Below are 13,016 nucleotides of genomic sequence, written 5' to 3' on the forward strand. Positions count from 1 at the left end.
TTACAACCTGCTGTCAACTGCCTTTTTCAACCGCTTTCGGTGGAGACCGAAGTACTTCCGATACTACCTGAAACTTCTAACTCGTTGAATCTCAAGGAGTTTTCCGTTTCGACTGCGCCGGAAGTGGGGCGAATTATAGAGAGATTGAATCGAGCGTCAAGCATTAATTTGAAATTGATTCAAATCAGGCCTGCCGCCCCGATTCCCTCTATATAGAGACAAGGGGCTCAGAGCACCCCAGCCTCCCGCAGTCGCTGGATAGCATCAGCATCAAGGTCCAGCACACCAGCCAGGATCTGCTCGGTATGCTCCCCCAGCAGCGGCGGGGCATTGCGGTACTCCACCGGCGTTTCCGAAAGCCGAATCGGACTGGCCACCTGCGGCACTATCCCGGCCAGCGGATGCGGGATATCGATCGCCAGCCCCCGAGCCTGCACCTGGGGATCGGCAAACATCTGCGCCAGATCATTGATCGGCCCGCAGGGCACACCCGCTTGCTCCAGCTGGCTGACCCACTCGGCCGTGGTCTTGAACACCGTGGCCTGGCGAATCAGCGGAATCAGTTCGGCCCGATTCGCCACCCGCAGCTTGTTGGTCGCGAACCGCGGATCATCCGCCCACTGGGGCTGACCCGCCACCTCGGCGAATTTGCGGAATTGCCCATCGTTACCCACGGTCAGGATGAAGTCCCCATCCGCAGTAGGAAAGTCCTGATAAGGCACGATGTTCGGATGTGCATTGCCCAGCCGACGCGGAGGGGTACCGGTCGTGAGGTAGTTCATCGCCTGGTTGGCCAGGCAGGCCACCTGCACATCCAGCAGGGCCATATCGATATGCTGCCCGCCGCCATGCTGATCCCGGTGGGCGAGGGCAGCAAGGATCGCCACCGTCGAATACAGCCCGGTAAGAATATCCGTCAGCGCCACCCCGACCTTCACCGGCCCGGCACCGTCTTCTCCTTCAGGACGCCCGGTCAGGCTCATCAACCCACCCAGCCCCTGGATCATGAAGTCATACCCGGCACGCTTGGCATACGGACCGGTCTGACCGAAACCGGTAATGGAGCAATAGATCAGATTGGGATTGATCTGACGGAGGCTTGCGTAGTCCAGCCCATAGGCAGCCAGGCCACCCACCTTGAAGTTCTCGATCACCACATCGGACTTCGCCGCCAGCTCCCGCACCAGCTTCTGCCCTTCGGGACGGGTGAAGTCGATGGTGACGGAGCGCTTGTTACGGTTGGCCGACAGGTAATAAGCCGCCTCGCTGGTGTTCTCGCCGCTGCTGTCCTTGAGGAAGGGCGGTCCCCAGGCGCGGGTATCGTCCCCGCTGCCAGGCCTCTCGACCTTGATGACCTCAGCGCCCAGATCCGCGAGGATCTGACCGGACCATGGCCCGGCCAGTACCCGCGACAGATCCAGGACCCGCAAATGAGAAAGCGCGCCCATGGACTGTCTCCCTATTAATAGAAGGCCTGGATGCCGGTTTGCGCACGACCGAGGATCAGTGCATGCACGTCATGAGTACCCTCATAGGTGTTCACGACCTCAAGGTTGACCAGGTGACGAGCCACGCCGAACTCGTCGGAGATGCCGTTGCCGCCCAGCATGTCCCGGGCCAGGCGCGCGATCTCCAGGGCCTTGCCGCAGGAGTTGCGCTTCATGATCGAGGTGATTTCCACCGCCGCGGTGCCTTCGTCCTTCATCCGCCCCAGGCGCAGGCAGCCCTGCAGCCCCAGGGTGATTTCGGTCTGCATGTCGGCCAGCTTCTTCTGGATCAACTGGTTCGCCGCCAGCGGGCGTCCGAACTGCTGGCGATCCAGGGTGTACTGGCGCGCGGTGTGCCAGCAGGCCTCGGCAGCGCCCAAAGCCCCCCAGGAGATACCGTAGCGCGCCGAGTTCAGGCAGGTGAACGGGCCTTTAAGCCCACGCACATCCGGGAAGATGTTTTCTTCGGGGACGAATACGTTATCCATGACGATCTCGCCAGTGATCGAGGCCCGCAGACCGACCTTGCCATGGATCGCCGGCGCGCTCAGGCCCTGCCAACCTTTTTCCAGCACAAAGCCACGGATATCGCCCGCATCGTCCTTGGCCCAGACCACGAATACATCGGCGATCGGGCTGTTGGTGATCCACATCTTGCTACCCGTCAGGCGGTAGCCGCCATCCACTTTCTTCGCACGAGTAATCATGGAGCCCGGGTCAGAACCGTGGTTCGGCTCGGTCAGACCAAAACACCCGATCCACTCCCCACTGGCAAGCTTCGGCAGGTACTTCTGCTTCTGCGCTTCGGTGCCGAACTCATTGATCGGCACCATCACCAGCGAGGACTGCACGCTCATCATCGAGCGGTAGCCGGAGTCGATACGCTCCACTTCACGGGCAATCAGGCCATAGCACACGTAGTTCAGGCCGCTGCCGCCGTACTGCTCCGGGATGGTCGCGCCCAGCAGGCCGACTTCGCCCATTTCGCGGAAGATTGCAGGATCGGTCAGCTCATGCCGAAAGGCTTCCAGCACACGTGGCGCCAGCTTGTCCTGGGCGAAGCTGTAGGCGCTGTCACGCACCATACGCTCCTCTTCGCTGAGCTGCTGATCCAGGAGCAGCGGATCGATCCAGTTGAAGCTTGCTTTGCCGGCCATGTGGGAATCCTCGAGGTGGGAAAGGGAGTGATTGTTGTCGTGCCTTTGATCCTAGGCCCGAACGGGCAGGGCGACAAACGAGGATTCCGCAACCTCTTGTGCTAATTTCTCACTTCGTAATTGAGATGAAGGCTGTTCCGAAGCCAGATTAGTGAGGTTGATGTATATGCGGCGCAAGATTCCCAGCACCACGGCCCTGGTCTGCTTCGAGGCAGCCGCCCGCCACGAGAGCTTTACCAAGGCGGCGCAGGAGCTTTCCCTGACCCAGGGTGCCGTTTGTCGACAGATCGGCGGGCTGGAGGAGTTTCTCAACGTCGAACTGTTCCGCCGTTCGAGACGCGGCGTGAAACTCACCGAAGCCGGCCTGTCCTACAGTCGCCGGGTAGCAACCCAGCTAGACGCGGTGGAGCGCGACACACTGTCAGTAATGGGCCAGCAGGGCGCCAACGTGATCGAGCTGGCGGTCGTGCCGACCTTCGGCACCCAATGGCTGCTGCCGCGGCTCAAGGATTTTCAGCAGCGCCACCCGGACGTCACGGTCAACCTGACCAACCGCACCCGGCCTTTCCTGTTCGCCGACACCAATTTCGATGCCGCCATCTACTTTGGCGACGCCGACTGGTCCGGTACGCAATCCCACAGGCTGATGGGAGAAAACCCGGTTCCGGTGTGCAGCCCGTCGCTATTGGGCAAGCATGAGAAGCTCGATCCGCAGACCATCGCCCAACTGCCCCTGCTGCAGCAGACCACCCGGCCCTACGCTTGGCGCCAATGGTTCAATAGCCTGGAAATGAACGTCGCGCGCGACATGACAGGCCCGCGCTATGAACTATTCTCGATGCTGGCCCAAGCGGCGATGCACGAGATGGGCGTGGCGCTGATTCCACCGTTCCTGATCCAGCGTGAACTGGAGGAACGCAGGCTGGTGATCGCCAACCCGCACGGACTGTCCAGCATCAAGGCCTACCACTTGATGATTCCGGAAAGAAAGGTCGAGTCCGCTTCATTGCGTGCTTTCCGCGATTGGCTGGTAACCGAGGCACAGCGCTATACCGCAGCCGACAAGGCTCAAGCCGACTAATTGACCCGGTAGTCAATTAAATTTAACACCTACAGATATAAGGAAATGTCGCAGAAGCGACAACTGTTCCGCCCTTCATTAAAAACCCTGACAACCCCAATGTTTACGGGGCTTTAAAGCGGAAAAAACGACCTTTTTCTTCCTCTCCGCGAAAATTGTCAGAAAATTTTTAAAAAATCTCCTAATGTCGCTAAACCCCGTGTTTGGCGGGCTCAAGCCGGTTCGTTGCGACAAGTGGTCACAGGGTGACTTGTAGTTTCGATTAAGTTTCCATTCAGAACCCATTGAAGCGATTCAGGATCGCTTGCAAAATGCCGCGCCCCGCCTCGTTCAGGCGGGATCGTGCTGATCGGCCGCCCCAGACGCACCATCCGTAGTGCGCTGGTTCAACAACAAAGATCACGCAGGAGAAATGACGTGCACATTGGTGTTCCTCTCGAAACGCAGACGGGCGAAACACGGGTCGCTGCCACTCCCGAAACCATCAAGAAACTGGTGGGCCAGGGCCATCAGGTCACTGTAGAGCGTGGAGCCGGCGTCAATGCCAGCATTCCTGACAGTGCCTACGAGGCAGTCGGCGCGATTCTTGGAAGCGCCGCCGATGCGTTTGGCGCGCAGCTTGTCCTTAAGGTTGTAGCGCCCAACGACAGCGAACTGGCCCTGATCAAGAGCGGCAGCGTGCTTGCGGGCATGCTCAACCCGTTCAACAACGATCTGATCGCAAAAATGGCCGAACGCGGGATCACCGCCTTCGCTCTCGAAGCCGCGCCACGCACTTCCCGGGCCCAGAGCCTGGACGTGCTGTCCTCGCAGGCGAACATCGCCGGTTACAAGGCCGTGTTGCTCGCCGCGCACCACTATCCACGCTTCATGCCGATGCTGATGACCGCCGCCGGTACGGTGAAAGCCGCCCGCGTGCTGATCCTCGGAGCGGGTGTGGCCGGCCTGCAGGCCATCGCCACGGCCAAGCGCCTGGGCGCGGTGATCGAGGCGTCGGACGTGCGTCCGGCGGTGAAGGAGCAGATCGAATCCCTCGGCGCCAAGTTCATCGATGTGCCGTACGAGACCGACGAGGAACGCGACTGCGCGGTTGGGGTCGGCGGCTATGCCCGCCCGATGCCGGCGAGCTGGATGCAGCGCCAGGCCCAGGCCGTGCACGAGCGCGCCAAGCAGGCCGATATCGTCATTACCACAGCCCTTATCCCGGGCCGCAAGGCACCAACCCTGCTTAGCGCGGAAACCGTGGCGCAGATGAAGCCCGGCTCGGTGGTAATCGACCTGGCAGCGGCCCAGGGCGGCAATTGCCCGCTGACCGTCGCCGATCAGATCGTCATCGAGAACGGCGTGACCATCGTCGGCCCGACCAACCTGCCGGCCCAGGTCGGCGCCGATGCCTCGGCGCTCTACGCGCGCAACCTGCTGGACTTCATGAAGCTGCTGTTCGACAAGGACGGCGCGCTGACGATCAACCTCGAAGACGACATCGTCGCTGCGTGCCTGATGTGCCGCGACGGCCAGGTCATCCGCAAGAACGGTTAAGGAGCAGGGCAATGGAAGACATGCTGATTTCCCACGGCGTCTATAACCTGATCATCTTCGTGCTGGCGATCTATGTCGGCTACCACGTGGTCTGGAACGTCACGCCTGCGCTGCACACCCCGTTGATGGCGGTCACCAACGCCATCTCCGCCATCGTCATCGTCGGTGCCATGCTCGCCGCGGCGCTGACCGTCACCCCGCTGGGCAAGGTCATGGGCACCCTTGCGGTGGCCCTGGCGGCGGTGAACGTGTTCGGTGGATTCCTCGTCACCCGGCGCATGCTGGAGATGTTCAAGAAGAAAGCCGCGAAGGCAGAGGGGCAGAAGTAAAGATGAGCATGAACCTGGTAACACTTCTCTACCTGGTAGCGTCGGTCTGCTTCATCCAGGCCCTCAAGGGCCTGTCGCACCCGACCACCTCCCGGCGCGGCAACCTGTTCGGCATGCTTGGCATGGCCCTGGCGGTCTTCACCACCGTTGGCCTGATCTACAAGCTTGGCGCGGAGCTGGCCACTGATGGCATCGCCTACGTGATCGTCGGCCTGCTGATCGGCGGTAGCGCCGGCGCGATCATGGCCAAGCGCGTGGAAATGACCAAGATGCCGGAGCTGGTAGCCTTCATGCACAGCATGATCGGCCTGGCTGCGGTGTTCATTGCCATTGCCGCCGTGGTCGAGCCGCAATCCCTGGGTATCGTCAGCGCCATCAGCGACCCGATCCCCACCGGCAACCGCCTGGAGCTGTTCCTCGGTGCAGCTATCGGTGCGATCACCTTCTCCGGCTCGGTCATCGCCTTCGGCAAGCTCTCCGGCAAGTACAAGTTCCGCCTGTTCCAGGGCGCACCGGTACAGTTCGCCGGGCAGCACAAGCTGAACCTGGTACTGGGCCTGACCACCATCGGCCTCGGCCTGGTGTTCACCTTCACCGGCAACTACACCGCCTTCGCCGTGATGCTGGCCCTGGCCTTCGTCATGGGCGTGCTCATCATCATCCCGATCGGCGGGGCAGACATGCCGGTCGTGGTGTCGATGCTGAACAGCTACTCGGGCTGGGCGGCGGCGGGCATCGGCTTCTCGCTGAACAACTCGATGCTGATCATCGCCGGCTCCCTGGTGGGTTCGTCCGGCGCCATCCTCTCGTACATCATGTGCAAGGCGATGAACCGCTCCTTCTTCAACGTCATCCTCGGCGGATTCGGTGGTGATACCGATGCCGGCGCGGCGACCGGATCGAAGGAACAGCGCCCGGTGAAGTCCGGCTCCGCCGACGATGCCACCTTCCTCCTGAGCAACGCCGACACCGTGATCATCGTGCCCGGCTACGGCCTGGCGGTGGCCCGTGCCCAGCACGCACTGAAGGAACTGACCGAGAAGCTGACCCACGCCGGGGTGACGGTGAAGTACGCCATCCACCCGGTGGCCGGTCGCATGCCCGGGCATATGAACGTGCTGCTGGCGGAAGCCGAAGTACCGTATGACCAGGTGTTCGAGATGGAGGACATCAACTCCGAGTTCGGCCAGGCCGACGTGGTCCTGGTGCTGGGCGCCAACGACGTGGTCAACCCGGCGGCGAAGAACGATCCGAAATCGCCGATCGCCGGCATGCCGATCCTGGAGGCCTTCAAGGCCAAGACCATCATCGTCAACAAGCGCTCGATGGCCAGCGGCTATGCCGGCCTGGACAACGAACTGTTCTACCTCGACAAGACCATGATGGTCTTCGGCGATGCCAAGAAGGTCATCGAGGACATGGTCAAGGCCGTCGAATAAGGGCCTTTTCCAGATGTGACAAAAAGCCCCGGTTCGGCAACGACCGGGGCTTTTTTGTCCCCGGCCTGCCGACGGAAGGCTCTATTGCAGGGCTTCACATACGACCTTGGTCGTGGGACGAGTCTTTGCGAAAGCAATAGACTGCGCTCCTGGTTTCAATACCCGAGATAACAATCCATGTACCGTGATCGTATTCGCTTGTCCTCGCTGCACAATAAAGTCATGAGCGCGGCCGATGCCGCCGGCCTGATCCAGGATGGCATGACCGTTGGCATGAGCGGCTTCACCCGCGCCGGTGAAGCCAAGGCCGTTCCCCACGCGCTGGCCGAGCGGGCCAAGCAGTCGCCGCTGAAGATCAGCCTGATGACCGGCGCCAGCCTGGGCAACGACCTGGACAAGGAACTGACCGAAGCCGGTGTGCTGGCACGACGCATGCCGTTCCAGGTGGACAGCACCCTGCGCAAGGCGATCAACGACGGCAAGGTGATGTTCATCGACCAGCACCTGTCGGAAACCGTCGAGCAACTGCGCAACCAGCAGCTCAAGCTGCCGGACATTGCCGTCATCGAAGCGGTGGCGATCACCGAACAGGGCCATATCGTACCCACCACCTCCGTCGGCAACTCGGCGAGCTTCGCGATCTTCGCCAAGCAGGTGATCATCGAGATCAACATGGCGCACAACGCCAATCTCGAAGGCCTGCACGACATCTATATTCCGACCTACCGTCCGACCCGCACGCCGATCCCGCTGGTGAAGGTCGATGACCGCATCGGCAGCACGGCGATCCCGATCGACCCGGCGAAGATCGTTGGCATCGTCATTACCGAACAGGCGGATTCGCCGTCTACCGTGCTGCCGCCGGACGAAGAGACCCAGGGCATCGCCAACCACCTGATCAACTTCTTCAAGGAAGAAGTGGCGGCGGGGCGCATGACCAACAGGCTCGGCCCGCTGCAGGCCGGCATCGGCAGCATCGCCAACGCGGTGATGTGCGGTCTGATCGAATCGCCGTTCGAAGAACTGACCATGTACTCCGAGGTACTTCAGGACTCGACGTTCGACCTGATCGACGCCGGCAAGCTGGGCTTCGCCTCGGGCAGCTCGATCACCCTGTCGAACCGCCGCAATGCCGATGTGTTCGGCAACCTGGAGCGCTACAAGGACAAGCTGGTGCTGCGCCCGCAGGAGATCTCCAACCACCCTGAAGTGGTGCGCCGCCTGGGCATCATCGGCATCAACACCGCGCTGGAGTTCGACCTGTACGGCAACGTCAACTCCACTCACGTCTGCGGTACACGGATGATGAACGGCATCGGTGGCTCGGGCGATTTCGCGCGCAATGCCCACCTGGCCATCTTCGTGACCAAGTCGATCGCCAAGGGCGGCGCGATTTCCAGCGTGGTGCCGATGGTCAGCCACGTCGATCACACCGAGCACGACGTAGACATCCTGGTAACCGAGCAGGGCCTGGCCGACCTGCGCGGACTGGCACCGCGCGAGCGCGCCCGGGCGATCATCGACAATTGCGTGCATCCGGACTACCGCGAAGCGCTCAACGACTACTTCACCCGCGCGTGCGAGCGGGGCGGTCACACCCCGCACATCCTGCGCGAAGCGCTGGCCTGGCATGAAAACCTGGAAGAAACCGGGCGCATGCTGGCCGTTTAATCGGTGAACACTGCTCAGCCGACAAGGTGCAATGCCTGTCGGCTGAACAGTTCGACCAACTGATTTGAAAAAACTGTACTACTGTACCGCTCAAAACCCCTCGATTTTCCGCCTTCCACTCGCCAAAAATTGAAAAACGCACCATTTTTGCGCCAACCAGTACAGTTGCGTGCATTTCGAGTGCAACAGTGCCATTAAACAGTTAACTGGACCATCACAATGCAGGTGAACTGTATCTACTGTTATGGACGCCCGAGGAGGATCATTGGCATCAGTTAAATCACTACTCAATGCCGCCACAAGCGGAAGGAAGCACATCATGGAACGTACCCTCAGTTCCGGTCTGGTTTTCGAAAGCAACGCTCAACAATCCAAAGCTGCCCTGCCACTGCGCCTGCTGGCCAACCTGGTTCTGTGGCAACGTCGTATCTCCAGCCGCCATCAACTGGCTCGCCTGGACGCTCGCCTGCTGGCTGACGCCGGTATCAGCGAAGCACAACGTTACGAAGAGCTGAGCAAGCCTTTCTGGCGTTAATGCAAGGCCCGCCGGCCAAGGCCGGCACCGAATTCCGAAAAACCCGTCGCAGGTGACTGCTGACGGGTTTTTTCGTTCTGGAAGGCGCGGGCTAGAGGGATTTGCCGGTCGACAGATACAGTTTTCAGATTTATAAAATCAACCATAACAGTTATATCGACCGGCGCTTCGCTTGTTACGTGTTACGCTTTTTCCAACAGGGTTTTATGCCACGCGTAGCGCAACCGGCTGAGCGTGCGTCTGACAGTTGCTGGACCCAAGTCCTACCTCAGGAGATAGACCATGATCCGTACCCGTCTGCTGGGCGCCGCACTCTTGCTGGCCCTGGCTTCCACCGCCCACGCCACGAGCTTCATCGTCACCACCGACTCCCTGGTCGGTGCACTGAAAGCCTCTTCCGACGCCACGTCCGACGTGACCTCGTCGTTCCGAGACAACAAGGTCGTGCGTGCCGCCCGTGACGACGCCGCCAGCTTCGTCGCCAGCAACGGCGATATCCGCGGAGTGAAACTGGAAAGCGCCTTCGCCCATATCCGCCAGCAACTGCCGACCCTACAAGCCAGCGACGCACAACTGGCCCAGGCGATCCTGGCGCTGTAGGCCTGACACACCAGGCAACACCCTGCAAAACAGCCGGGCCAACCGCTCTGGCCCGGGCTGATGCCATGGGATAGCCTTGGACACCTTGTGTTTCCACGGGCCATCTCTTTCCATGCGTTATGTGTTTTTGCTGCTTGCACTGTTCGGGTCCACAACGGCGTTCTCGACAACGGCCGAGGCCTTCGACATGACCACCGCCGCCAGCGTTATAGGCGGCTACGCCACCAGCCAGGTGACCAGCGCGCCCTTCGACCGCAAATGGGTGCAGGCCGCGCGCGACGATGCTGCGGCCTACGTCGCCAGCGATGGCCAGCTCCGTGGCGCACGGCTGGAATCGGTCATTGGCCGGCTACGCCGGGAAAACCCCGATCTTCATGCTGGCGACCTTGAACTGGCGCAAGCAATTCTCGTCCAATGATCACCCCTGTTTCTCCGGAGAAGTTCCATGCGTAACCCGCTGATCGCCGCCACCCTCGGCTTCCTTCTGCTGGCCGATGTGGCCCAGGCACATACCCTGGTGGCCACCAGCAATATCATCGTCCGTGCCTTTGGCCGCTCGATCGATTTCACCTCGGACACCACCACCTCGATCCGTGATTCCAAGGTCGTTCGCGAAGCCCGTGACGACGCGGCCAGCTTCGTCGCCAGCAATGGCGATATCCGCGGCGCACAACTGGAAGCCGCCTTCAACACCCTGCGCCAGCGCGTCCCCGAAGCGCGCGACGCCAGCGACCAGGTACTCGCCGAAGCCATCCTCGCGCTGTGAAATCACTCCGTGCCTGGCTGCTGGGCGGCGTACTCGCGCTGCTCGGCAGCCCCGCCGTGGCCGATCTGCAATTGCATTTGCAAGGTGACGGGCTGAGCGCGGCCCAGCGCCAGGCGACCCAGGCATTGCTGGATGAAGCGCTGGAAAAACTGCCATCCAGCTTCAAGACCCGACTCGACCGCAGCGTCACCGTCAGTTGGGACTCGCGCATGCCGCAGGATGCGTACGGCCAGGCTTCGCTGGTGTCGACCCTGGCCCTGAACCGTCGTCTCCTTGACAGCCTCACCGACGGCAGCGCCGCCACGCAGAAGACTGGTCGCCCCCACGGCACGGTGCGCGAAGAGCTGCTGGCCACCGTGCTCCATGAACTTACCCACATCTACGACCGCGCGCGGCTCTGGCCGGCGGACCAGCGTCGCCTGATCGTCCAGTGCCAACGCCAGCTCGATAGCCAGGGCAAGGTCGGCCTGCGTGACGAATGCCGCGGCCAGCCAGGGCGCCGCTTCACCCTTAGCGACGATCCGCGCCTGCTCGACCTGGCCGGCTGGCCGCAATATGTCGGACGTCGCGGCGAGCGCGAGCAGGAAAACCACCAGGACGTACGCACCCCGGACAGCTACGAGCTGAGCAGCCCCAAGGAATTCATCGCGGTCAACATGGAGTATTTTCTCCTCGACCCGAGCTACGCCTGCCGTCGCCCGGCACTGCACGCCTACCTGAGCGGACATTTCGGCTGGGCGCCGGAACATCCGCCCTGTGCGGCAGAGCTGCCTTACCTCAATGCCGGCAATGACTTCGCCAAGCAGCCCCTCGGCTACATCGACCCGGAGCGGGTCTATTCGGTGGACTACCTGCTGGCCGAAGCCAACCAGAACTGGGTCAGCCGCTGGGGCCATAGCATGTTGCGGCTGGTGATCTGTGCGCCGGGTCGCCCGCGAGGCCCGGATTGCCGGCTGGACCTCGACCAGCATCTGGTCCTGTCGTACCGCGCCTTCGTCAACGACGTGCAATTGTCCAGCTGGGACGGCCTGGTGGGCTCCTATCCATCGCGCCTGTTCGTGCTGCCGCTGGGCCAGGTCATCGACGAATACACCAAGACCGAGCTGCGCAGCCTGTCCTCGGTGCCGCTCAAGCTGTCCCGTCCGGAGCTGGAAAACCTGGTGCGCCAGGCCCTGGAGATGCACTGGAGCTACGACGGCAACTACTTCTTCCTGTCCAACAACTGCGCGGTGGAAACCCTCAAACTGTTGCGCAGCGGTACCGCCAACCGGCAACTGACCAGCCTCGACAGCATCATGCCCAACGGCCTGCTGGAAGTGCTCAAGGGCCGTGGCCTGGCGGACACCCGTGTGCTCGACGACCCCCGCGAGGCGCTGCGCCTGGGCTACCGCTTCGATTCCTACCGTGATCGCTTCGAGGCCATGTTCCAGGTGTTGAAGAAACAGCTGCCGATTCCCCAGGCAACGGTCGAATCCTGGCTGGAACAAAGCGCGGAGCAGCGCCGTACCTGGTTCGAGCGCGCCGACCTGCGCACCAGTGCAGCGATGCTGCTGCTGGAACAGGCCGCCCTGCGCCGGCAATTGCTGCTGGCCCAGGACGAGGTCAAGCAGCGTTATCTGAGCGGCCGCTCGCAGCAGGACGGACGGGTCGACAAGGCCAACCGCACGTTGCAAGAGATCCTGGCCAACAGTGGCTTTCTCAGCAAACCGGCCGAATTGCTGGGGCAGGGCGGCTACGGGTTGCCCCAGGCCCAGGAGCGCGAGCAGTTGCTGGACAGCAGCCGCGAGCGACAGGCCCGGTTGCAAAGCCTGAGCACCGATCTCGACAAGGAAGCCCGGGCATTGCTCGACCCCGAGCGCGACAAGGAAATCCGCGCCGTGGAAACCAACGCCAAACTGATCGGCGACCACCTGCGCGCCCTGCACAAGGCGGCCGGCGGCCTGGAGCTGCCCTGATTACAGCGATTCGTGCTCCTCACCAGGCAGGTGCTCGTCCAGATGCAACCAGGGCAGGCGGCTGACCGTCCAGATATGCCGGTCGGGGCGGACCGAGGCCGGGTCGTCGAGGGTAGCGATGGTGATATCGATGGTTTCCGGGCTCAGGTCGGTGGTCAGGGCCAGATGGGCGCCACAGCGGCTGCAGAAGTAACGCACGCAACTGGCGGACGAGTCGTAGCGCTGCGGAGTGCCGGTCAGCCATTGGAAGGCGGAGCAGGGCACCGTCGCCCAAGTGATCAGCAAGCCGCCGGAAACCTTGCGGCAGATCGAGCAATGGCAATGGGCGACGTCGGTCAGCGGGCTTTCGACCCGGTAGCGCAGGGCGCCGCAATGGCAGCCGCCTTCCTGGTGTTGGCTCATTTTCGTTGGGCACTCCTTCGCTGCAATCAATGAATTAATAGAGCGACGCGCCCCC

General features: G+C 61.9%; 13 protein-coding genes. 10 read left to right on the forward strand and 3 right to left on the reverse strand.

Annotation, left to right across the window (positions count from 1 at the left end):
- Positions 1-227 precede the first annotated feature (227 nt).
- Together ACKLLE_RS26930 and ACKLLE_RS26935 are read right to left on the reverse strand one after the other, a co-directional pair.
- A complete protein-coding gene (locus ACKLLE_RS26930; RefSeq protein WP_009403444.1) occupies positions 228-1,448 on the reverse strand; it encodes a CaiB/BaiF CoA transferase family protein in 1,221 nt (406 codons plus the stop codon).
- Between the two features lie 14 nt (positions 1,449-1,462).
- Complete coding sequence (locus ACKLLE_RS26935; RefSeq protein ID WP_420059582.1) at positions 1,463-2,644, reverse strand: acyl-CoA dehydrogenase; 1,182 nt, start codon at positions 2,642-2,644, stop codon at positions 1,463-1,465.
- A gap of 166 nt (positions 2,645-2,810) precedes the next feature.
- Between ACKLLE_RS26935 and ACKLLE_RS26940 the strand changes: the two genes are divergently transcribed.
- The 10 genes from ACKLLE_RS26940 to ACKLLE_RS26985 all read left to right on the forward strand — a co-directional run bounded on the left by ACKLLE_RS26940 (position 2,811) and on the right by ACKLLE_RS26985 (position 12,559).
- Positions 2,811-3,725, forward strand: coding sequence for a LysR family transcriptional regulator (locus tag ACKLLE_RS26940; RefSeq protein WP_009403442.1), 915 nt, complete (start codon positions 2,811-2,813; stop codon positions 3,723-3,725).
- A 417-nt stretch (positions 3,726-4,142) separates the two neighbouring features.
- Positions 4,143-5,264 carry a Re/Si-specific NAD(P)(+) transhydrogenase subunit alpha gene (locus ACKLLE_RS26945; RefSeq protein WP_420059583.1) on the forward strand — a complete coding sequence of 374 codons (1,122 nt, stop codon included), beginning with the start codon at positions 4,143-4,145 and terminating at the stop codon, positions 5,262-5,264.
- 11 nt (positions 5,265-5,275) lie between these two features.
- Positions 5,276-5,593 (forward strand): NAD(P) transhydrogenase subunit alpha part 2, encoded by a 318-nt coding sequence (locus ACKLLE_RS26950; RefSeq protein WP_009403440.1) that lies wholly within the window; start codon positions 5,276-5,278, stop codon positions 5,591-5,593.
- 2 nt (positions 5,594-5,595) lie between these two features.
- Positions 5,596-7,032: an NAD(P)(+) transhydrogenase (Re/Si-specific) subunit beta gene (locus ACKLLE_RS26955; RefSeq protein ID WP_420059585.1), complete on the forward strand. Its 1,437-nt coding sequence runs from the start codon at positions 5,596-5,598 to the stop codon at positions 7,030-7,032.
- Positions 7,033-7,209: 177 nt separating this feature from the next.
- Positions 7,210-8,703: an acetyl-CoA hydrolase/transferase family protein gene (locus ACKLLE_RS26960; RefSeq protein ID WP_420059586.1), complete on the forward strand. Its 1,494-nt coding sequence runs from the start codon at positions 7,210-7,212 to the stop codon at positions 8,701-8,703.
- Between the two features lie 319 nt (positions 8,704-9,022).
- A complete protein-coding gene (locus ACKLLE_RS26965; RefSeq protein ID WP_009403437.1) occupies positions 9,023-9,238 on the forward strand; it encodes a DUF1127 domain-containing protein in 216 nt (71 codons plus the stop codon).
- Between the two features lie 282 nt (positions 9,239-9,520).
- The gene (locus ACKLLE_RS26970; protein ID WP_064303897.1) at positions 9,521-9,838 is read left to right on the forward strand and encodes a DUF2388 domain-containing protein; all 318 of its coding nucleotides are present in this window, start codon (positions 9,521-9,523) and stop codon (positions 9,836-9,838) included.
- Positions 9,839-9,950: 112 nt separating this feature from the next.
- A complete protein-coding gene (locus tag ACKLLE_RS26975) occupies positions 9,951-10,256 on the forward strand; it encodes a DUF2388 domain-containing protein (RefSeq protein WP_009403435.1) in 306 nt (101 codons plus the stop codon).
- Positions 10,257-10,283: 27 nt separating this feature from the next.
- Positions 10,284-10,604, forward strand: coding sequence for a DUF2388 domain-containing protein (locus tag ACKLLE_RS26980; RefSeq protein ID WP_009403433.1), 321 nt, complete (start codon positions 10,284-10,286; stop codon positions 10,602-10,604).
- Positions 10,601-12,559, forward strand: a complete 1,959-nt coding sequence (locus ACKLLE_RS26985; protein ID WP_420059587.1) for a DUF7844 domain-containing protein — start codon at positions 10,601-10,603, stop codon at positions 12,557-12,559. Before ACKLLE_RS26980 ends, ACKLLE_RS26985 begins: the two co-directional genes overlap by 4 nt.
- Here ACKLLE_RS26985 and ACKLLE_RS26990 read toward each other — a convergent pair whose 3' ends face one another.
- Positions 12,560-12,961: a GFA family protein gene (locus ACKLLE_RS26990; protein ID WP_009403429.1), complete on the reverse strand. Its 402-nt coding sequence runs from the start codon at positions 12,959-12,961 to the stop codon at positions 12,560-12,562.
- Between the last annotated feature and the right edge of the window lie 55 nt (positions 12,962-13,016).

Origin of the sequence: Pseudomonas bharatica (assembly GCF_048586865.1) — a bacterium.
GTDB lineage: Bacteria > Pseudomonadota > Gammaproteobacteria > Pseudomonadales > Pseudomonadaceae > Aquipseudomonas > Aquipseudomonas bharatica.